The organism is Streptantibioticus ferralitis, assembly GCF_029223525.1.
Lineage (GTDB): Bacteria > Actinomycetota > Actinomycetes > Streptomycetales > Streptomycetaceae > Streptantibioticus_A > Streptantibioticus_A ferralitis.
This window is the reverse complement of the sequence record NZ_JARHTQ010000028.1, coordinates 1-20861: the sequence shown is the minus strand read 5'-3', so window position 1 is coordinate 20861 and position 20861 is coordinate 1. Positions and strand designations below refer to the sequence as shown.

General features: G+C 69.7%; 19 protein-coding genes and 1 pseudogene. 8 read left to right on the top strand and 12 right to left on the bottom strand.

Going from position 1 to position 20861, the window contains the following annotated elements; genetic code table 11:
- The first annotated feature begins 53 nt into the window (after positions 1 to 53).
- Together map and P2L57_RS30935 are read left to right on the top strand one after the other, a co-directional pair.
- Positions 54 to 911, top strand: a complete 858-nt coding sequence (gene map, locus P2L57_RS30940) for a type I methionyl aminopeptidase (RefSeq protein ID WP_275820135.1) — start codon at positions 54 to 56, stop codon at positions 909 to 911.
- 107 nt (positions 912 to 1018) lie between these two features.
- Positions 1019 to 2020, top strand: coding sequence for an SCO2278 family lipoprotein (locus tag P2L57_RS30935; protein WP_275820133.1), 1002 nt, complete (start codon positions 1019 to 1021; stop codon positions 2018 to 2020).
- 52 nt (positions 2021 to 2072) lie between these two features.
- Here the strand turns inward: P2L57_RS30935 and P2L57_RS30930 are convergent, their stop codons facing one another.
- The gene (locus P2L57_RS30930; RefSeq protein WP_275820255.1) at positions 2073 to 2810 is read right to left on the bottom strand and encodes a bifunctional DNA primase/polymerase; all 738 of its coding nucleotides are present in this window, start codon (positions 2808 to 2810) and stop codon (positions 2073 to 2075) included.
- Positions 2811 to 3095: 285 nt separating this feature from the next.
- On the opposite strand from P2L57_RS30930, the gene P2L57_RS30925 reads away from it, so the two are divergent.
- From P2L57_RS30925 to P2L57_RS30915, 3 genes are all read left to right on the top strand, one after another.
- Positions 3096 to 3770 carry a biliverdin-producing heme oxygenase gene (locus tag P2L57_RS30925; protein WP_275820253.1) on the top strand — a complete coding sequence of 225 codons (675 nt, stop codon included), beginning with the start codon at positions 3096 to 3098 and terminating at the stop codon, positions 3768 to 3770.
- Between the two features lie 173 nt (positions 3771 to 3943).
- Positions 3944 to 4759 carry a dimethylargininase gene (gene ddaH / locus P2L57_RS30920; protein WP_275820131.1) on the top strand — a complete coding sequence of 272 codons (816 nt, stop codon included), beginning with the start codon at positions 3944 to 3946 and terminating at the stop codon, positions 4757 to 4759.
- A 59-nt stretch (positions 4760 to 4818) separates the two neighbouring features.
- Positions 4819 to 6384 (top strand): phytoene desaturase family protein, encoded by a 1566-nt coding sequence (locus P2L57_RS30915; RefSeq protein WP_275820130.1) that lies wholly within the window; start codon positions 4819 to 4821, stop codon positions 6382 to 6384.
- Here P2L57_RS30915 and P2L57_RS30910 read toward each other — a convergent pair.
- The 8 genes from P2L57_RS30910 to P2L57_RS30875 form a co-directional block, all read right to left on the bottom strand.
- Positions 6367 to 7383 (bottom strand): small ribosomal subunit Rsm22 family protein, encoded by a 1017-nt coding sequence (locus tag P2L57_RS30910; RefSeq protein ID WP_275820128.1) that lies wholly within the window; start codon positions 7381 to 7383, stop codon positions 6367 to 6369. The genes P2L57_RS30915 and P2L57_RS30910 overlap by 18 nt on opposite strands.
- Before the next feature lie 548 nt (positions 7384 to 7931).
- Positions 7932 to 8786, bottom strand: a complete 855-nt coding sequence (locus P2L57_RS30905; protein WP_275820126.1) for a metal ABC transporter permease — start codon at positions 8784 to 8786, stop codon at positions 7932 to 7934.
- Positions 8783 to 9688: a metal ABC transporter permease gene (locus P2L57_RS30900; RefSeq protein WP_275820124.1), complete on the bottom strand. Its 906-nt coding sequence runs from the start codon at positions 9686 to 9688 to the stop codon at positions 8783 to 8785. Before P2L57_RS30900 ends, P2L57_RS30905 begins: the two co-directional genes overlap by 4 nt.
- On the bottom strand, positions 9675 to 10604 hold the full coding sequence (locus P2L57_RS30895; RefSeq protein WP_275820122.1) for a metal ABC transporter ATP-binding protein: 930 nt from the start codon (positions 10602 to 10604) through the stop codon (positions 9675 to 9677). The genes P2L57_RS30900 and P2L57_RS30895 overlap by 14 nt, the downstream gene beginning before the upstream one ends.
- 11 nt (positions 10605 to 10615) lie before the next feature.
- Entirely contained in the window at positions 10616 to 11575 is a 960-nt protein-coding gene (locus P2L57_RS30890; protein WP_275820120.1) for a metal ABC transporter solute-binding protein, Zn/Mn family, read from the bottom strand.
- 110 nt (positions 11576 to 11685) lie between these two features.
- Positions 11686 to 12804 carry a serine hydrolase domain-containing protein gene (locus P2L57_RS30885; protein WP_372516002.1) on the bottom strand — a complete coding sequence of 373 codons (1119 nt, stop codon included), beginning with the start codon at positions 12802 to 12804 and terminating at the stop codon, positions 11686 to 11688.
- Positions 12801 to 14108, bottom strand: a complete 1308-nt coding sequence (locus tag P2L57_RS30880) for a Bcr/CflA family multidrug efflux MFS transporter (RefSeq protein ID WP_275820118.1) — start codon at positions 14106 to 14108, stop codon at positions 12801 to 12803. The genes P2L57_RS30885 and P2L57_RS30880 overlap by 4 nt, the downstream gene beginning before the upstream one ends.
- Positions 14109 to 14176: 68 nt before the next feature.
- On the bottom strand, positions 14177 to 14488 hold the full coding sequence (locus tag P2L57_RS30875) for a 4a-hydroxytetrahydrobiopterin dehydratase (RefSeq protein ID WP_275820117.1): 312 nt from the start codon (positions 14486 to 14488) through the stop codon (positions 14177 to 14179).
- A gap of 61 nt (positions 14489 to 14549) precedes the next feature.
- Here P2L57_RS30875 and P2L57_RS30870 point away from each other — a divergent pair, with 61 nt between their 5' ends.
- The 3 genes from P2L57_RS30870 to P2L57_RS30860 all read left to right on the top strand — a co-directional run bounded on the left by P2L57_RS30870 (position 14550) and on the right by P2L57_RS30860 (position 17977).
- Positions 14550 to 15305, top strand: a complete 756-nt coding sequence (locus tag P2L57_RS30870; RefSeq protein WP_275820115.1) for an SDR family oxidoreductase — start codon at positions 14550 to 14552, stop codon at positions 15303 to 15305.
- Positions 15306 to 15770: 465 nt separating this feature from the next.
- Positions 15771 to 16466, top strand: coding sequence for a helix-turn-helix domain-containing protein (locus P2L57_RS40380; RefSeq protein WP_275820113.1), 696 nt, complete (start codon positions 15771 to 15773; stop codon positions 16464 to 16466).
- 179 nt (positions 16467 to 16645) lie between these two features.
- Positions 16646 to 17977, top strand: coding sequence for an NAD(P)/FAD-dependent oxidoreductase (locus P2L57_RS30860; RefSeq protein WP_275820111.1), 1332 nt, complete (start codon positions 16646 to 16648; stop codon positions 17975 to 17977).
- Between the two features lie 19 nt (positions 17978 to 17996).
- Here the strand turns inward: P2L57_RS30860 and P2L57_RS30855 are convergent, their stop codons facing one another.
- From P2L57_RS30855 to P2L57_RS30845, 3 genes and pseudogenes are all read right to left on the bottom strand, one after another.
- Positions 17997 to 19244: an MAB_1171c family putative transporter gene (locus P2L57_RS30855; protein WP_275820109.1), complete on the bottom strand. Its 1248-nt coding sequence runs from the start codon at positions 19242 to 19244 to the stop codon at positions 17997 to 17999.
- The gene (locus tag P2L57_RS30850) at positions 19237 to 19758 is read right to left on the bottom strand and encodes a hypothetical protein (protein WP_275820107.1); all 522 of its coding nucleotides are present in this window, start codon (positions 19756 to 19758) and stop codon (positions 19237 to 19239) included. The genes P2L57_RS30855 and P2L57_RS30850 overlap by 8 nt, the downstream gene beginning before the upstream one ends.
- 485 nt (positions 19759 to 20243) lie before the next feature.
- A pseudogene (locus P2L57_RS30845) lies at positions 20244 to 20699 on the bottom strand (IS30 family transposase); the annotation flags it as partial.
- Between the last annotated feature and the right edge of the window lie 162 nt (positions 20700 to 20861).

Genomic DNA, 20861 nt, shown 5'->3' with positions numbered 1-20861 from the left:
GGGCACCCCGGCGGCCGCAGCTTCGATTGTGCGGCGCCGATACACTCGCTGGCATGTCTGGCCAGTCGCTCCTCGTTCCCGGCACCCTCTCGCCGACCCGCCGCGTGCCGTCGTCCATCCCGCGCCCTGAGTACGTGGGCAAGCCCGCCCCGACCCCGTACACCGGACCGGAGGTGCAGGACACCGAGACGATCGAGAAGATGCGGATCGCCTCCCGGATCGCCGCACAGGCGATGGAGGAGGCGGCCAAGGCGATCAAGCCCGGAACCACCACGGACGAACTCGACCGGATCGCGCACGAGTACATGTGCGACCACCAGGCCTACCCATCCGACCTCGGCTACCGCGGCTTCCCCAAGTCCATCTGCACCTCGCTCAACGAGGTCATCTGCCACGGCATCCCGGACTCCACCGAACTGCGCGACGGCGACATCGTCAACCTCGACATCACGGCCTACATCCACGGCGTGCACGGCGACACCAACGCGACCTACCTGTGCGGCGAGGTCGACGAGGAGTCACAACTGCTGGTGGAGCGCACCCGGGAGGCGCTGAACCGGTCGATCAAGGCGGTCAAGCCGGGCCGCCAGATCAACATCATCGGCCGGGTCATCGAGTCGTACGCCAAGCGCTTCGGCTACGGCGTGGTACGGGACTTCACCGGTCACGGGATCAACTCCGCGTTCCACTCCGGGCTGATCATCCCGCACTACGACGACCCGCGGGCGACCACCGTGATCAGGCCGGGAATGACCTTCACCATCGAGCCGATGCTCACCCTGGGGACGCACGACTACGACATCTGGGAAGACGGCTGGACCGTGGTCACCAAGGACCGCAAGCGCACCGCCCAGTTCGAGCACACCCTCGTGGTGACCGACACCGGTACGGAGGTGTTGACGCTGCCGTAGCCGAGGCGTCACGGTATGGCGGCCGTGCCGCCTCCGGCGGCCCGTGCGCGGACCGGCACCGGTAGTGTTTGCGGCCGATCGCGAACACGAGAAGGAGCCCGTCCGCCATGACCGCGCGTGCCCCGCTGCCCATACGGCTGCGCCGCAGACTGTCCAGCGTCGCGGCGGCGGCGCTGCTGGCGCCGCTGGCGACAGGTTGCGTGACCGTGCACGGCGAGCAGGCGGTCATCCCGGCGGTGCGGAAGGCTGACGCCCCCGCCGCCCTGGACCACTTCGTCCAGGTGGTCAACGACGCCAACGCCAAGCTGGATCCGGCACTGAACGCCCAGGTCGAGACCGGGGCGCTGGGCGCCGTCGACGGAGCCGGAATCAAGGCCCGGCATGCCAACAGCCCGTCAGGGAACCCCGGTTACCAGCCGTTGCGGTTCAGCGACACCCGCTTCCTGATCCCACGGGAGCGCGGCTGGCCGAAATGGTTTGTCGCGGACACCGCCAACAGCCGGGACAGCAACCGCTGGCTGCTGGTGTTCACCCGGGGCAGTGTGAACGACCCGTGGCAGGCCTCGTACTTGTCGGTGCTCTCGCCGGGTCAGTTGCCGGACTTCGCGACCGACGCGCAGGGCTACGCGGTGCCGGTCCCGGTCAGCGGAACCGATCTGCTGGTCCAGCCGGGTGAGTTGAGCGCCCAGTACACCGCGTACCTCCAGCAGGGCGACAAGGGCTCCACGGCGTTCGCCCAGGGCGGCGAAACCTCGGGGCTGCGCGCCCAGCGGCGCACCCAGTACGCGCCGACGCCGCAGGTCGTGACGCAGTTCGCGGACCAGGCGGCGGATCCGGCGCAGTACGCCCCGGTGGCGCTGCGGCTCAGGGACGGCGGGGCGCTGGTGTTCTTCACCACGCGTCATGTGATGAAGCAGACGGTCGCCAAGGGCCCGGTCGCGGTGAAGGACCCGAACATCAACGCGTTGATGACCGGCAAGCCGAACAAGTCGGTGACCTTGTACAAGGTCGCGGAGCAGGTCGTGAAGGTGCCCGCCCAGTCGGACTCGGGTGCGAAGGTGGCCTTCCTCAACCGGATCGAGGGTGTGGTTTCGGCCAGCGGGGCGTGACACGCGGGCCGTCGGGGGTGCCCGTACATCCCCGTGGCGCCGACCGTCCTCGCTACCGGCCGCCGGAGAGCCAGCCTCCGGCCGCCTCCTGCTTCGCCTCCTCCTCGCCCGCGACCTGGGCGCACGCGTCGGTGAGCCCGGCGAGCAGCGACAGTGGATCCGGTAGCGGCAGGTCCGGCGGCCGGACCCAGTCCACCACCGAGCCGTCAGGCAGCCGGGAGGGGGGCAGCAGCACATAGCTGCCCCGGCAGTGCCAGCGCAGTCCGGGGTGCTCGTCCTGGGTCTCCGGGTGGCAGTCGAGCTCACACGGCCACCACTCGTCCTCGTCCGCCGGGGTGCCCCGGGTGGCGGTGAAGAACAGCATCCGGTCGGCCCCGTAGCGCGCCACCGGCCCGGTCTGGACGCCCTCGGCCTCCAGGCGGCGCAGCGCGATGGCACCCGCGGCGGCGGGCACGTCGAGGACGTCGTGGTTGGTGCCGGTGGCGGTGATGAAGTTGGCGAGCGGCTGGCCGGCCAGCCAGCGGGTGATCTGCTCGGTGTCGGTGGTGGCCTGGGTCTGCCAGGCGAACGAGACCGGGTGCATGCCCGGGGTGGGGCAGCCGATCCGGTCACAGGAACAGCTGAAGCCGGACGGATGAGCGGCCGGTGCCACCGGGAACGACGCGGCGGCCGCGCCGAGGAGGAGCGCATCCCGGTCCGCGGCGGCGGCGCGGGACATGGATCGGGTCCTCTCGCCCGTCGACCGCGGGCGGCGGCGCAGCCACTCGGACATCCTGCCCCTGCGTTCCATAGAACCCCTCTCGTCGGTGAGCGTTTCGCCGGATGCACTGTCCATCCTGCTCCCTGCGCGTTGGCCGCGTGAACGCGGGGTGGCGTCGGAGGGGGCGGTGAGCGTGGAGTGGCTGGCGAGCCGTCGCGCCGTACGGAATGGCCGAATCCCTCATGGTCCCCCGGATGAGCGATTCCGAACGGATCATCCGCGGTGTAGCATTTTTCCCGACAGCATGTCGGTAAGTTGTCGGTACGCGAGCAGGTTTCGCGCACCGCAGCCGTAGCCGTAGCCGCGCAGAAGCCGATGGAGGCCCGCGTGACCGCCACCCAGTTCGCCCGCTTCTCCGATCTCATCCGCTCCGCGACGCGCGCCCAGCACACCGAGGCCGAGGAGTCCGCGTTCATGGGCGACCTGCTCGGTGGGCGGCTGGGCGTGGAGGCGTACGCCCGCTACACGGAGCAACTGTGGTTCGTCTACCGCACGTTGGAGGAGGCCGCGGACCGGCTGGCGGCCGACCCGGTCGCCGGGCCGTTCATACAGCCCGAGCTGCTGCGGGTGGCCGAGCTCGAGCGGGACCTGGAGCATCTGCACGGCCCTGACTGGCGTGCCCGGACGCTGCCGCTGCCCGCCACCGCCGCGTACTGCGACCGCGTCACAGAGGTCGCCGCGACCTGGCCCGCGGGCTATGTCGCCCACCACTACACCCGCTACCTCGGCGATCTGTCCGGCGGCCAGGTCATCCGCGGCATCGCCGAACGGACCTGGGGGTTCGAGCGCAAGGGCGACGGTGTGCGGTTCTACGTCTTCGACCACATCGGCAACCCCGCCGCCTTCAAACGCGAGTACCGCGAACTGCTGGACGCGCTACCGGTGGACGAGGTGGAGAAGCAGCGGGTGGTCGAGGAGTGCCGCCGCGCCTTCGCTCTGAACAGCGCGCTCTTCGCGGAACTCGGCCAGTTGTTCCCGCTGAGCGCGTGACCGCCTGGGCCCACGGACGAGCACACCGGTAACGCGGGGCGTCGGCAGGGGAGTTGCGGCCGCGGCGGCGACTTGAAGAACCACCCGAACGGATCGGTGTTTTTCCAGCCCGCCGGGTGGACTATTTGTGCGCGTGAGTCATCCATCGGAGCCTCAACCGCGAGGAGTTCTCATTGCGCACAGACCGTGTCGCCGCGCCTCGGCGTTACCTGATGTGTCCGCCGAACCACTACCGGGTCAGCTACTCCATCAATCCGTGGATGGACCCGGACAAGCCAGTGGATCCCGCGATCGCCCTCTTCCAGTGGGAAGACCTCCGGGACCGCTATCTGTCACTCGGGCACACCGTCGAGGTGCTCGACCCGGTGCCCGGACTCCCCGACATGGTGTTCGCCGCCAACGGCGCGACGGTCATCGACGGCCGGGTGTTCGGCGCCAAGTTCGCCAACGCCGAACGCCGGGGCGAGGCGCCCGCGCACCTCGCCTGGTTCCGGGCGAACGGCTTCCCGGAGATCCATGAACCGGAGCACATCAATGAGGGCGAGGGCGACTTCAGCGCCACCGCGTCATGGATCCTGGCGGGTGCCGGCTTCCGCAGCAGCCCCCAGGTGCGCGCCGAGGCACAGGAGTTCTTCGGCCGCCCGGTCATCGGCCTTGAGCTGGTGGACCCGCGCTACTACCACCTGGACACCGCGTTGGGCGTGCTCGACGGCGACGAGATCATGTATTACCCGGAGGCGTTCTCCCCCGGCAGCCAGGCGGTACTGGCCCGGCTGTTCCCGGACGCCCTGATCGCCACCGAGGACGACGCCGCGGCGCTGGGCCTCAACGCGGTCAGCGACGGGCTCCATGTGCTGCTGCCGCTCGGCGCGACCGGCCTGTTCCAACCGCTGCGCGACCGCGGTTTCAAGCCGATCGGCATCGATGTGTCCGAGCTGCACAAGGCGGGCGGCAGCGTGAAGTGCGCGACCATGGAACTGCGCTGCTGAGCGGGGGTACGTTCGGATTGAGACCCCGAACCGGAACACCCCCCAAGGGAGCCGCGCGGATGAGCGGGACGACGGACCAGCACCGTGACAGCAGTCCACGGGCTCCCTATTACGACGCAGTGATCGTCGGCGGCGGCCACAACGGGTTGACCGCCGCCGCGTACCTGGCGCGCGCCGGGCGCTCCGTGCTCGTACTGGAGCGCCTGCCGGTGACCGGCGGGGCCGCGGTGTCCACACGGGCCTACCCCGGCGTCGAAGCACGGCTGTCCCGCTACTCGTACCTGGTCAGCCTGCTCCCGCGGAAGATCGTCAAGGATCTCGGGCTGCGCTTCGCGGTACGCGAGCGGCGGATCTCCTCGTACACCCCGTACGGCCGGGACGGCGGGCTGCTGGTGGACAACGGTGACCCGGCGGGCACCCGGGAGAGCTTCGTCCGGCTCACCGGCTCCGACCGGGACTTCGAGGCATGGCAGCGGTTCTACGGGACGACCCGCCAGGTCGCCCAGCGCGTCTTCCCAACGCTCACCGAACCCCTGCCGTCCCGCGCCGAGTTGCAGCGGGCGGTCGGTGAACCGGCCGCATGGCAGGCGCTGTTCGAGCGTCCGCTCGGCGAGGCGGTGGAATCGGCCTTCGCCGACGATCTGATACGGGGAGTCGTACTGACCGACGCCCTCATCGGTACGTACAGCCATGCCCATGATCCGTCCCTGGTGCAGAACCGCTGCTTCCTCTACCACGTGATCGGCGGCGGCACCGGTGACTGGAACGTCCCGGTGGGCGGCATGGGCGCGCTGACCGACGCGCTCGCCGACGCGGCCCGCGCGGCCGGGGCGGAGATAGTCACCGGCCGCGCGGCGACGGGCATAGCCACCGATGGCGAACACGCCGAAGTCACCTTCGACGGCGGCCGGGTTGAGGCGCGGCACGTACTGGCCAGTGTCTCGCCGCACACACTCGCCGCACTGCTCGACGAACCGGCCCCGGCGAAACCGGAGGGGTCCCAGCTCAAGGTCAACATGCTGCTGAAGCGGCTACCGAAGCTGCGGGACACCGCAGTTGACCCGCACGCGGCGTTCTCCGGCACCTTTCACATCGCCGAAAGCTACCGCAACCTGGCGAGCGCCTACGAGCAGACGGCCGGCGGGGCCCTGCCCACCACACCGCCCTCGGAGATCTACTGCCACTCGCTGACCGACTCCTCCATCCTCTCCCCCGAACTGGCCGCCCGAGGTTGCCACACCCTCACCCTGTTCGGCCTGCTGACGCCCGCGCGGATGTTCGCCCCGGACCCAACCGGAACGAAGGACGCACTGCTGAAGGCCACCCTCTCGCAGTTGGACGCGGTGCTCGCGGAGCCGATAGAGCAGTGCCTGGCGCTGGACGCCGACGGGCGCCCGTGCATCGAGGCGAAGTCGCCACTCGACCTGGAGCACGAGGTCGGACTCCCCGGCGGGCACATATTCCACCGCGACCTGTCGTGGCCGTACGCCACCTTGGACACCGGCCGCTGGGGTGTGGAAACCGTCCACCCCAACGTCCTGCTGTGCGGCGCGGGCGCGGTACGCGGCGGCGGCGTAAGCGGAATTCCCGGCCACAACGCGGCCATGTCAGTCCTGGGCCGATAGCGGCGGCCAGACCTCGCCCCACTCGGCGTCGCGGGCGGCACGGTAGAGATCGCCGTGCCGCTTGGAGACGGTCACCCGACGAAGCCCTTCGTCGCGTGTGCACAGGTCGAGCAGCACCTGCCCCTTGCGGATCTGCGGGTGCCGCACGATGCGGTTCTCCGCCGGGGCCGGGTGTTCCCGCATCGCGGCGACGTACGAGAACTTCTCGTCCTCGTACGGCAGGGAGCCGCCCTTGACCTGGCGGTGCAGGGAGGACCGGTTGACGCGAGCGGCGAAGTGACACCAATCGGGGCTCTGCACCGGGCAGTCGCCGTCGTGCGGACAGGGTGCGACAACGCTGAGCCCCGCGTCGATGAGCTGCTGGCGGGCGTGGAGTATCCGGCCGTAGCCCTCCGGGGTACCGGGTTCGACGACCAGTACGGCCTGCGCGCCGCGGGCCGCCGCCGCGACGACCGACTCGCGGTCGGCGTCGGTCAGTTCGCCCAGTACGTAGCTGATGGTGATCAGATCGCTCGCCGGGAGCGCGAGGGCGCCGCCGATCGGCTGGCGACGCCATTCCGCTTGGCGCAGGGCCGGATGCGGGGCCTCGGCCGCCAGGGTGCGGCCGAGGTCGAGGGCGGGCCGCGCCCAGTCCAGGACGGTGGTCGCGTGGTCGCCTTCCGGCCAGGCGTCGGCCACCGCCCAGGTGGCGGCCCCGGTCCCGCCGCCGATGTCGACATGGGTCCGCGGCGCCCACTCCCCCGCCCGCGCCCGGAACGCACCGAGCGCCGCCCGCACCGCCTCGAAGGTGGCGGGCATCCGGTACGCGGCGTAGGCCGCGACATCCGACTGGTCGCGCAACACGGGGCTATCGGTGGGCGTGCGCCCACGATAGCTGGCGATCAGCCGGTCGACGGCCTGCGTCGCCTGCTTCGGCGACAACTGTCGCAGCAGCCTCTCAAGGCTGCTGCGGAGGCTGCTGCGCAGGTCGTCGGGGGTGGAGGGGGAGGGGTCGTTCACCCGACCACTTTACGTTCCCTCGGGGCCGGGTGGCGTTCCCTCGGGGCCGGGTGGCGTTCCCTCGGGGCCGGGTGGCCTTGGACCGGGTGGCGTTCCCTCGGGGCCGGGTGGCCTTGGACCGGGGTCACCACGATTTCCCTCCCCCCGTTGCCGGTGCCCGCATCTTGCCGTTACGCGGGGTGGCCTCCGGCCCGGTTGCGGTTCCGGTCGCGCTTGGCGGTTCCGGGTACGGAGATTTCCCTCCCGCCCCCCGTTGCCGTGGTCCGCATCTTGCCGTTGCGCGGGGCTGCCGTGGGGTCGGGGGCGGGCCGGGGTGTCTCCTCACTCCACCCGCGTCGTCGACTGCGACTGCTTCCTGGGGTCGCTGCGGGGACACCCCGGCCCACCCCCTTTCGCTGTCGACTGCGCTTGCAGCCGAGTGGGTGGGGATGCGAACCCGAGGGGATAGAGGGCCAAAAGGAATCGCACCCCCTGCGGATCGTGATGGCCACCGGCCCGCAGCGCAGCAGACAACGTGAGGGGTCGGGGGCGCAGGCAGGGAGAACGCCTTACCCGGAACCGCCCGCGCGAGCCACCCGTACCTGGGGCCGTCCGCGCGAGGGCAGCCGGAGGAACGTCAAGCCGTAGACGAGCGTCCCCGCCGCGATAACGCCGAAGCTCGGCGGCACACTCGGCACCGCGTACCCCACCGCAAGCCCCGCCCACATCTCCCCAACAGCAAGCGCAGCGGCCAGCACCAGCGCCCGATACGGCGAGTCCGTGAGCCGCTGGGCGGCCCCCGCCGGAGCCGCCAACAGCCCAAGCAGCAGCAGCGACCCCACCGCCTGCGTCGCCTCGGCCGCACACGCCCCGACCAGTGCGAGGAAGACCAGCCCGAGCAGCCGTACCGGCACACCACGGGCAGCCGCCACCGACTCGTCCACGGAGGCGAACAGCAGCGGCCGGGCAATGCCCAGCAGCGCCACGCACAGCACTCCGGCCACGATCACCGCCGTCCAGGCGGACGACGTGGACAGCCCGAAGATCGAACCGAACAGCACGCTCACCCCGGCGCCGCCGTTGGCCGTCGACCTGGTCGTGGTGTAGAGCGTGAGGAAGAAGACGCCGAGTCCGAGGATCCACGAGAAGACGCCGCCGATGGCCACATCGTCCACCCGGCTTCTGCGGCCGAGGAACCCGAGCAGCAGGGCAACCCCGATGGTGCTGGCGAACAGCCCGATCCGCAGGTCCCAGCCGATGGCGAGCGCCGCCAGCGCACCGGTGAACGCGGTGTGGCTGAGCGCGTCACCGGTGAACACCTGGGCCCGCAGCACCAGGAAGTACCCGGCCAGCCCGGCCGCCGCTGCGATGGCGGTACCGGCCAGGATGGCGTGCAGGAAGAAGGGGTGCGCGAACGCGCTCATGCGGCACTCCTCAGCAGCGGGGCGCGCCGCACCAGCGACGCCTGCCGGACGACGTTCACCAGCCGGGCCAGCACGTACCCGCCGAAGGCGAAGGTCGTGACGTGGAAGCCGACCGGGTACGGCGAGAAGTACGCGACGGTCAGCCCCAGCCAGGTCACCGCGAGGCCGATGACCATGGCGAGGACCAGGCTCAACCCGGGCCGGGGAGTGAGGACTTGGGCCGTCGCGGCGGGCAGCACCAGCAGCGCGAAGACCAGCAGTGAGCCGGTGATCTGGCTGGCCTCGGCGGTCGCCGCGCCGAGCAGGACGAGGAAGACGGTGGCCAGCGCGCGTACCGGCACCCCACGGGCCGCGGCCACCGACTCGTCGACGGAGGCGAACAGCAGCGGCCGCCCGATCGCGGCCAGAACGCACAGGACGACCGCCGCGACCACGGTGAGCAGCAGCACCTGGCTGCCGGTGATGCCCAGGAAGCTGCCGAACAGCAGCGAGTTCACCCCACCGAGGAAGCCCTTGTAGAGGGCGACGAAGAGGAATCCGCAGGCGAGCAGGAAGGCCTGGATGGTTCCGGTGAGCGCGGACTCCTCGCCTCGCCCCTTACCGGAACCGGGAAGCAGCGCGATGGCGACGGCCGCGCCGACGCAGAACGCGAAGTAGCCGTACCCGGCGGCGACTCCGGCCAGTACCGCCCCGGACGCGCCGGGGAATCCGACCACGGAGAATGTGTGGGCGGCGAAGGTCTGCCCGCGCAGCACCACGAACCAGCCGACGGCCGCGGCGAGTACGGCGATGACCGCCCCCGCCCGGAAGGCGTTGACCATGAAGGGGTAGGACCACATCACCTGGAAGTCGGTGAGCAGGTTCCACGACCAGGGGTTGCTCGCGGCGTCAGCCAGCAGCACGGCCTGCTCCTTCCGCCGCCGGTGCCGCCGCCGCGGCAACCGCACCGGGCGTGTGCCGGTCGGTGTGCCGCGCGGGTGCCTCCGGCTGTCCGACGACCACCAGCCGCCCGTCAGAGGTGCGCAGCACCTCGACCGGTGTGCCGTACAGCCGGGTCAGGGTCTCGGAGGTGATGACCTCCTGCGGGGTGCCGGTGGCGGCCCCGCCTTCGGCGAGGTAGACCACCCGGTCGAGGTAGCCCAGGATCGGGTTGACGTCATGCGCCACCATGATCACCGAGACCCGTTCCTCCCGGCAGATCCGGCCGATGAGCGCGGCGACGGCCGCCTGGTTGGGCAGGTCGAGGCTGTCCAGCGGCTCGTCGAGCAGCAGGATCTCGGGCTTGCGGCACAGCGCCTGGGCGATCAGCAGCCGCTGCTGTTCGCCGCCGGAGCACTGCCCGATCGGCCGGTGCGCGTACTTCGTCGCTCCGACGAGTTCGATGACCTCGGCGATCCGTGCGCGGGCCGCGCGGCGCTTCGGGCTGAATCGTTCCGGCACCGGCAGTGGTACGCCCCAGCGGTCGCCGTCGAGGCCGAGGCCGACGATGTCGGTGCCACGGATCCGCAGCGAGGCGTCGAAGCTGCGGCGCTGCGGGAGGTAGCCGACCCGGCGCCCGGCCTGGCCCGGCGCCCCGCCCAGCACCCGTATCTCCCCTTCGGCGAGCGGCTGCAGCCCCAGCGCTGCCTTGATGAGCGTGGACTTGCCGACCCCGTTGGGGCCGAGTACCGCTGTGAACTCACCGGCCGCTATGGACAGTTGGACACCGGACCACAGGGTTCGCCCGCCGACCCGGACTCCCGCGTCACGCAGTTGGAGCACGGGCCCGGTGGTGTCGGTTCGGGTCTGCGCGGGTATGCCGGAGGTCACCGCTGTCATCTGACTCACCCTCACTTACCGGTCGCCTTGGCCAACGCCTGCTCGATGCCCTTCAGCTGGCCGACCTGCCACTGCTGGAAGGTGTCGCCTGCGGGGGCGAGCGTCTCGGTCACGGTGGTGACCGGGATACCGGCCGCCTTGACCGCGTTGACCTGGGCCTGGATGTCGGGCGTGGAGTTCTGGCTGTTGTAGACGTAGATCCTGATCTGCTTGTTCCTGATCTGCTGGTCGATCGTCGCCTTGTCGTGCGCGGTCGGGTCGGAGCCCTCGCTGATCGCGTCGAGGAAGGACTCGGGGGTGAGCATCTTCAGCCCGAGGCCTTCGGCGAGCGGGGTGACGATGGACTCCGAGGCGCCGATCGGGGTGCCCGCGTACTTGGCCTTGATCTGCGCGATCAGCTGGTTGTACGCGCTGAGCGTCTTGCTCTCGAAGGTGTTCTTCCGCTGGTCGAAGTAGGCGGCGTTGGCCGGGTCGATCTTCTTGTAGTCGGCGGTGATCTTCTCGATGACCTGGTGGACGTCGTCCGGCGAGTACCAGCGGTGCGGATTGCCGCCGGGCTTGACGCCGACGAGATCGCCGACCTTGAGTTCGCCGCGACTGTCGGCCGGGTTGGCGGCGAGCAGCTTGTCGGCCCAGGCGTCGTAGCCGATGCCGTTGACGATGGCGTACTGGGCGGAGGCGACGGTGCGGCCGTCGGCGGCGGTCGGCTCGTAGGAGTGTGGGTCGGTGTCCGGGTTGGTGATGACGCTGGTCACCTTCACATGGCTGCCGCCGAGCTGGGCGGCGATGCTGCCCCAGAAGTTCTCCGCGGCCACCACGTTGATCACCTTGCCGCCGGACGCACCGCCGCTGGTGCCGCTTGTCCCGGGTGAGGAGGTGGCGCAGGCGCTGGTGGCCGCGAGGGCGGCTACCACAAGACCGCCGAGTGCGATACGAGCGAAGCGGGCGGTACGGGATATCGCAGGGCTCATTACGGCGGGACACTCCTCAGGACTGGGCTGACCCCAGCTTACTGGAAACGATTTTCACCACCAGGCCTCTCGGGGTCGCCATGACAATCGTTGCCAACTCTTGACCCGGACTAGCCGTGTCCGTACCGGGCGAGCCAGGTCGCCGCGGCGGTGCGCGGTGCGTTGCCCGAACGCCACGTTCTGACCGGATGGACGGCATTGGCGAGCAGCACCAGATAGCGTCCGGAGTCGAAGTCGATCACCAGGCTGGTCCCGGTGAACCCGGTGTGCCCGGCGGTACGCGGCCCGGCCAGTTCCCCCATGAACCACGGCTGCTCCAGTTCGAACCCCAGCCCGTGCGGATGGCCCGCCACCCCGTCGTCCGCCAGCATCAGCCGCACCGACTCCGGGGTGAGGATGCCCGTACCGCCGTCCAGCAGGGCGCGGCACAGCGCGCCGAGATCGGCGGCGGTGGAGAAGAGACCGGCGTGCCCGGCGATCCCGCCCATGGCGTACGCGTTCTCGTCGTGCACGACCCCGTGCACCATCGCGCGATCGAGCTTTCCCCAGGGTCTGCGCTGGTCCTCGGTGGCGGCGATGCGCGTCCGCCAGGACGGCGGCGGGCAGTAGCGGGTGCTGGTCATGCCCAGCGGCCGGGTGATCCCGTCCCGTACCAGGTGCGCCAGCGACCTCCCGGTCGTCCGTTCCAGCACCCGCTGCAGCAACAGGAGGTTCAGATCGGAGTAGCGGTACGCGCCGCCCGGCGGGGTCACCGGCTGCTCCGCCGCCAGCCTCGCCAGTTGCCGTTCCAGGCCGTGGTACTCGTACAACGGCAGTTCGGCCCGCAGGCCGGAGGTGTGCGTGAGCAGTTGCCGTACGGTGATGCCGCGTTCGGCGGCGGCGGTGAACTCGGGCGCGTACCAGGCCACTTGGCCGTCGAGTGCGATCGCGCCGCGTTCGACCTGCTGCATCGCCGCGATCGCGGTGAACAGCTTGGTGAGCGACGCGAGGTCGAAGACGGTGTCCCGGCGCACCGGAACCCACCGCTCGCGGGGCAGCTCGACGCCCTGGTCGGCCCGCGCGTCGTATCCGGCGTAGCGCAGCGCCCAGCCGACCGCCTCGTGCAGCACCACGTCCGGGCCGCATCCGGCGAGGGCGACCGCGCCCGCGCACCAGGGGTGGAGGGGGGACGGTCCGGTGGCGGCCCGCAGGTCGCGCACCAGCCCGGTCAGTGCGTCGTCTTCGGTCACCCGGCGACAGTAGCCGCGGGCGTGCGCCAAGGGCGGCACAGCGCGACGAAGCAGATGACGGCCACCGCGGCGCAGCTGACCTGGACCAGCGCCATGGGCACCGCCGTGTGCTCGCCCGCGATCCCGACCAGCGGCGATGCGACCGCGCCGATGAGGAACTGGCTGGTCCCGAGCAGCGCGGACGCCGATCCCGCCGCGTTCGGCGTACGCATCAGCGCCTGCGCGTTGGTGTTCGGCATCGCCAGCCCCATCGCGGACATCAGCACGAACAGCGCGGCCGCCACCGGCACCAGGCCCACCTTGCCGAAGACCCCGGAGGTCATCAGCAGCAGCGCGGTCGCGGCCGTGACGATCACCGAGAGCCCCACCCCCAGAGCCCGGTCCAGCGGAACCCGGCCGACCAGCACCTTCCCGTTGAACTGGCCGCCCGCCACCAACCCGATGGAGTTCAGGCCGAACAGCAGGCTGAACGTCTGCGGGGAGGCCCCGTAGATGTCCTGGATCACGAACGCCGAACCGGAGATGTACGCGAACAGCGCTGCGAAGGCGAAGCTGCCCGCCAGCATGTAGCCGGTGAACGGCCGGTCGCCGAGCAGCCCGCGCATGGTGCGCAGCGCCTCCCGCAGACCGCCACCGTGCCGCCGCTCACCGGGCAGCGTCTCGGGCAGCTGGCGCAGCACCAGCAGGGTGAGCAGGATGCCGATGACGGTGAGGACGACGAAGACGCCGCGCCAGTCGGTGAAGCGCAGGATCTGGCCGCCGATGACCGGGGCGATGATCGGGGCGACACCGGAGATCAGCATGAGGGTGGAGAAGAAACGCGCCATCTCCACGCCGTCGTACAGGTCCCGTACGACGGCGCGGGCGATGACGATGCCCGCCGCGCCCGCAAGCCCCTGCAGCAGCCGGAAGGCGATGAGCAGTTCGACGCTCGGCGCGATGGCGCAGACCGCGGTGGCGAGTACGTACACCACCATGCCGACGAGCAGCGGGCGCCGCCGCCCCCACTTGTCGCTCATCGGCCCGACCACGAGCTGGCCCAGTGCCATACCGGCGAGGCACGCGGTGAGTGTGAGCTGGACGGTCGCCGCCGGGCTGTGCAGCGCGTTGGTGACCGCGGGCAGCGACGGCAGGTACATGTCCATGGACAGCGGGGGCAGCGCGGTGAGCCCACCGAGCACGAGGGTGACCAGCAGTCCGGTACGACGTCGAACAGAAAGCGCTGATTGTCCGTTATGTCGGGATATTCGACCGTCGGCCGATGCACCGTTCTCCGTGTCCGCGGCCGCGCCGGGCTCCGTCATCCTGGGCTCCATGGGTCGTTGAAACGCCGACCAGTCCCCCAGGATTCCGGGGCACTCGGTGATTTCGGTTACTCCGCCCCGTGGGCCGGAGCGATGTCCGCGATCCTGCGCGCCAGATCGAAGTCCTTGGCGGTGAGGCGGCCACCCGCGGCATGGGTGGTGATGGACACCATCAGGGTGTTGTAGCCCAGGGTCAGATCCGAGTGATGGTTCAACTCATCCTGGATACGGGCGATATGGATGGCGAAGACGGCGGCGGCCAGATGCGCGAGGTGGTACATACGCGTGATACGGGTGTCATCCGGCGCGGCCTCCCAGCCGGGCAGTTCGGCGAGCCGGTCCTCGATCTCCTTGTGCGACAGCGGGTCCGCGTTCGGCATGCGGCGCACTCCCTCCGGTTGGATGCGTGACCGATCGTCCCACCGCCTACCCTGCGGGGGCATGAGCGAAATTCAGAAGGTTGCCGTGGTGACCGGCGCCGGGTCCGGCATCGGCCGCGCGGTGGCACTGACCCTGACCGAGGCGGGCTGGTCGGTGGCGTTGGCCGGTCGCCGCGAGGAGGCGCTCCGGGAGACCGCGCGTCTGGCGGGCGAGGGCGCGCCGACGGCCGTCGTCCCGACGGATGTGACCAGCCCCGAACAGGTGGACGCGTTGTTCGCCGCCGTACGGGAGCGGTTCGGCCCGCTCGGCCTGCTGTTCAACAACGCCGGGAACACCACCGCGCCGATCCCCGTCGACGAACTGCCGTACGAGCGCTGGCGCGCGGTGGTCGACGTCAACCTCAACGGCGCGTTCCTGTGCGCCCAGGCCGCCTTCCGCGCGATGAAGGAGCAGCGGCCGCAGGGCGGCCGGATCATCAACAACGGCTCGATCTCGGCCCACGTCCCCCGCCCCAAGAGCGTCGCGTACACGGCGACGAAGCACGCCATCACCGGCCTCACCCGGTCCCTGTCACTGGACGGCCGCCCCTACCGCATCGCCTGCGGGCAGATCGACATCGGCAACGCCGCCACCGAGATGACCGCCCGGATGGCCACCGGCATCGAACAGGCCAACGGCAGCGTACTGGCCGAGCCGGTCATGGACGCGGCCGACGTGGCGCGCACCGTGCTGCACATGGCGTCACTGCCACTGGAAGCGAACGTGCAGTTCGCGACGGTGGTGGCCACGACGATGCCGTACATCGGCCGCGGCTGAGGGCAACGCCCTGGAAGCACGAACAGTTCGTCGCCCGGGCGGCTACAGCGGCGTACCGGTTCTCCACCTTGCGTTGCAGCCGTCCCGGTTCTCCACCTCCGTTGCACAAGAGGGACGTTCCGGGATCCGGCGCTGACCACCCCCGTAGGTCGGCGCCGGATCCCTCGGGCTGCCCCTCGACGGGGCGCGGACTGGAACGGCCGGCGTCACGGCCGGGTGGCTCCGACCACAGGCAGTGACTGGATTCCTGATCCTGACGATCACATCGGCCGATGTCAACTATTGTTCGGCAACGAAGCTCCACGAGAAGACAACATCCCTGCTGAGGGGCGAACTTAGACTCATGCCACCTGAACCATAGTTGGCACTGGGGGCTGTTGTGCGTAGACTCCTCGCAGAGTGCAGCAAGGCCGTTTCGTGGCGTGCCCCGACACGGAGAACCACTCCGGGGAGAGAGGCATCCAAGTGAGTGCCAACGCCAAGGCCGAGGTGTGCCTGGACGAGGAGGACCTGGCCGCGCGCGTGGCGCGTCGTCTGAATGCGCTGTTCCAGTGGATCCGGCGCCCGGGCAGCAGTCGCCCCTGGCCGGACGCCGAGGTCGCCGCGGCGACGGGTGTCTCCCGGGCCGCCATCGAGGCGTTCCGCACGGTCAGGCCTCTGGAACCGGTCCACCAGGATCCGCCGAAGGAGACCCTGCTCGCTCGTCTGACGGGCCGTCTGACCTTCCATGTCGACCGTGATGGCAGGTCCAAGAGAGCCATCGCGCTCGCCGCCGGAATCACTCCCGAGTATCTCTCCAAGCTCCTGAGGGGCCAATGCCTGCCCACCGTCGGCAAGTTGGAAGATCTGGCGGCGACACTGGGCGTTGAGCCCTCCGAGTTGGCCGCTGACTCACTGGGCGTCCTGGCCCGGCACTTCGAGCAGAGCACTACCTGCCAGATCCCGCGCAGGTATCTGACGTACGCGGACGACCACCCGGATGTCCAGCGCGTGAACCTTCACCTGGCTGACCTGGAGGCGTACCAGCGCTTGGAGAAGAACCTCGTCGGAGTCAACTTCCGGAATAATTCCAGCCGTTTGGGCCCTGGTGCTCTGGCCGAGATTGCGGCGATCGTCGAACGCCGTGTCAAGATGCTGCCCCAAGAGGGCTCCTCCGAATGAGGAAGCACGACGCCGACGTGAGCGCCGCAAGTGGCCGGAGACTTGGCTGTTCCCTCAGCCCCGGAATGGACGCCGCGACGCGTGCCCGGTGGACTCTTGGCGACCACGTTGACGGCACGGGGCGCACCTTGCCTGGTGAGTGCCCTGCGCCAGGGACACAAGGGACATAGGAGAGCCGGATGCGGCGAGCAATCGTGCTGGGGGGAAGTATCGCGGGCCTGGGCGCGGCGCGCGTGCTGAGCGATCACGCTGACCAGGTCGTTGTCATCGAGCCAGATGACCTGCGCCTGTCCGCGGAGGTCCGGCGCGGCGTGCCGCAGGGCACTCAGGTGCACGCGGTGCTGAGCATGGGGTCGGACCTGCTGGAGCGTTGGCTGCCTGGTCTGACGGACGAGCTGATCGCCGATGGCGCGATCTTCAACCGCGGTGACGAAATCGAGCACTACTTCGACGGTGTGCTCAAGGTGCGTGTCCCCGAACACACCATCGGCCTGACGCGCCCGATGCTTGAAGGGCATATCCGCCGCCGCGTGCTGGATGACGGCAGGCTGCGCCTCGTCCAGGGACGGGCGCAGGGCCTGCTCTTCGCGGGCGAGCGTGTGACGGGCGTGCGGTACGTGCCCGCGGGGGCCAAGGAGAGCGAGACGCTGGCTGCGGACCTGGTCGTGGACGCGACGGGCCGCGGCACTCAACTCGACCGGTGGCTGTCCGTGGCCGGCTGGAGTCCGCCTGCCCTGGAGCGTATGGACCTGCAACTGGGCTATGCCACGGCCTTGTTCGGCAGCGGCGATGAGCTGCCCGAGCTGAACGTCGTGCAGGCTATCTCGACTCCCCAGGGGCCGTACCGCGACTCGTTCGCGGCAGCGCGGGTGGAGGGAGGCCGGTGGATGGTGGTCGTGGCCGCGTACGGGCAGGACCGACCGACTCGCGCCCCCGAGGAGTTCATCAGGCGGTGTCAGGACTCTCGCATTCGGCCGATAGATGAGATCGCGAGCCGGTGCCCGATGGAAGGCGAGGTCACGACCTACACGATGGCGGACAGCCGTCGACGGATGTTCACTGCCCTGCACCGGTTCCCGGCCGGGCTCGTCGCCGTCGGCGACTCCGTGGCTTCCTTCAACCCCGTCTACGGGCAGGGAATGACCAGCGCCCTGCTGCAAGGTTCGTGCCTGTCGGCCTACCTGCGCTCAGGGGCCTCCCTCGATCAGCCGGCCTGGGACTACTTCCGCCGGGTGCGGGTCATCGTGGACGCGGCATGGGGACTGTCCACCCTGATGGACCTCGCTCTGCCGCATGTTGACGGCCCGTATCCCAGGGGCTACCGGTTCACCCGCTGGTACAGCGAGGTCTTCAACCGGGCGACGTTCACCGACCCCGACCTGCACCGGCTGTTCCTCGAAGTCGCCCATATGCGCAAGCATCCGCGGGCACTCAGCCGCCCCGGAACCGTGGCGGCGCTGACACGCGCGCTGCTGGCCTCCCGTCTGGGTTCCCCTCGCGCCACGGTGTGAGGCGCGGTGCGGCCGTTCGTCAGCGTGCGAGCGGCCGCACCGACGTCGTACGGCTCTGCGGGTCCGAAGTGCCCGCGGACACGGACCGGACCACTGGCGCATCCAGTGCTCGGGCCATTCGCACCAGGCGCTCCCGCTCCATGGCCGGGTCCACGTGCGGCAGAAGTCGCTGCGCTATCGGCGTCGGCTGTGCGGGCTCGTCTCGCCGTTTGCGGCTGACGGCGTCCAGCACCATGGCTGCTGTTGCCGCGGCGTCCTCTTCTTCCTGAGACAGGCCCTGTCGCACCGCAGCGGCGCGCACCCGCTCGGCTGGCTCCGGCGCCATCCACGGGCGGAGGAGTACCAGAGCGTCCGATATCTCGATGATGCGCCGGAACAGATGGAAGCGCACCCCTGTTCCGAAGGTCTCGGCGAGCACGCCCGGCCGCACCAGGTGAACGGCGTTCTCGGGCACGACCAGGTTCCACAACGGGCGCAGGGCCCGCAGGTCCCGGCGCTCGCGCAGCCAGGCACCGATGGCGGGGCCGAGGTAGCCGGCCTGGTTGAAGAGTGCGCCGAAGCTGCCGATCAGCGGGCTCGTTGTGTCGAGGGCGTCCAGCTCGCGGTGTCCCGCCGCTGCGGCGAGGAACCCGATGGCTTTGGGTACGAAGGACAGCCAGATGAACCATGTGCCGATACTCAGCCACCGCAGGCCACGGATGGATTCCACGCTTTGGGAGCCGTTGTCGACGAGATAGTCCGCGCACTTCGAGCACTCACGCGCCGCGCGCCACAGTGCGAACAGGCACCCGCCCGCGTAGAGGCACAGGAACGCGAGGATTCCCGAATCGTGGGCCAAATCGACGTCGAACGACCAGGGTTCGGCCGGGCCGGTGTTCGCCATCAGGAAGGACACCGTCATGCCGATAGCGATCAGCGCGTAGACGATGCCGAGCGCCCGGGTTTTGCGGAACAGTCGCGAGGCGGTGATCACACCGCTGTCCCGGCCCCACATCAGCACCAGGATGTGGTGAAAGGCGGCGTAGCCGAAGATGCTCAGGTAGGCGACGAAGCTGCCCAGCGCGGGGATACCCGATACGTTGCCCAACGGGTGCCATACCAGGGGCGACATCGACAGGAAGGCCGTCACCCCCATGTACGAGGAGATGGTGATGACCAGCAGGTAGTCCCTGAAACTCCTCAGGAGCTCCCGGAGTTTACTGAACCCGATCACCCCGGAGATGACGGCGATCGGGAGGTACATCACGTTGAGGGTTGCTTCAGACACCCGTTCTCCGATGAGCCAAGGACGAAGTGATGCGGGTGACCGCGCGATCCTGGGGCGACAGCACGAGCAGGTCGGCGAGATACGTGGCGGCGATCTCCGCCTCGCGTTCCTGCCGGTCGGCGTAGTGGTTGTCATGAAGACTCCGCTTCATGACAACCGCTTGAAGAGGGTCGTCAATCTCCGGGAACAGCGCCCGAGCGGTACGTCTGTCGAGCAGACCTTCCTCGGACGGCTCGTGGCCGAGCCACAGGTGGGCCACCTCGTGACAACCGATCAGTATCTTCAGCAGGTCCGGCGCGCTGTCGTCGATGACGATCAGGTCGGCGCTCGCCCCCTGCACGCAGACGCAGATTCCGGTACAGCCCGGCGGCAGCGGATCGTAGGCGATGACGATCTCCCTGCGCCGCGCTGCGGCCACCGCGTCGACCAGGTCCTGCAGAGTCGGGAGCTCTGGCAGACGCAGCTCATTACGGATACGGCGCGCGATCTCGCGTCGCTCCCGCCTGATCCCCACGACGCCCCCTTCTCACGATCGGCCAGTCGGCCGGCCCCGGCAGAAAGCGGCTCGTCCGCCAGGACAACCGCGACGCGGGGAGATCCGCTGCCCGGTCAGTTTCTCATCACCCGCGAGATCGCGGTAGCCGAAGGCGCCTTCGCTCCTGGCCGTCTGCGAGTACGCGCCCGCGGAACGCCGCCGAAGGCGCCCACGACTGACCGGACCAGCCACACACTCAAATCCCAGGAAGAGGGGGCAGCCCAGCGGTCCGATCAAGGGCCCTGACCAGGACGTTTGGCCCGGCCAGGGCCCCATTGGCAGACGAGTCGAGCTGTACGCCGGATACGGATCAAGCAGCTGACCTGCGGTTTTGCTTGTCCACAGCGGGCTCGGCACCTCGCCTGGGACTTCTCAGGGACTTTCAGGCCGCGGGGGAGAACCAGGTTCAGAGCTTCACGACGCCTCTCGATCACCGCCCTGAGTGTCGGCAGACGTTGGCGAGCTCAAGCGGTCAGCGCATCACCGCTGTTCAGGAGGTCAGCGTAGACCTCTGCCGGAGTGCGGTACCCATGGGTCTTGCGCGGACGATGGTTGAGCTCGTGGGCGATGGCGTCCAGGTCGGCCTGGCTGAACCTGCGGAGGTCCGCGCCCTTGGGGAGGTACTGCCGAAGCAGCCGATTGGTGTTCTCGTTGGTGCCGCGCTGCCACGGACTGCGCGGCTTGCATAGGTAGATCGGCATCCCTGTCTCGGTGGTGATGGTCTCGTGCTCGGCCATCTCCCGGCCCCGGTCCCAGGTGAGCGTCCGCCGCAGTTGGGGCGGGATTCCGAGGAGACTTCGGGTGAGGTGCGGAGTGACCTGCTCAGCCTTGATGCCGTCCGGCAGCGCAACGATGGCTGTGTAGCGGCTGGTGCGCTCGACGAGCGTGGCGACCGCCGAGGGCCGGGTGCCCATCACGAGTCGGGTAGCGGGGACGCATTGCTGCGTCCCCGCCCCCCAATGCCGTTGCTTGATGTGGTGAAGGGTTACCCGTGACGGAGTGGTCCGCGGGCCGTTGGGCTGGGCGTGCTTCATTCGTGGGTGGGATTGTCTGATCAGGTGCGACTCGGCGTGTTGACACAG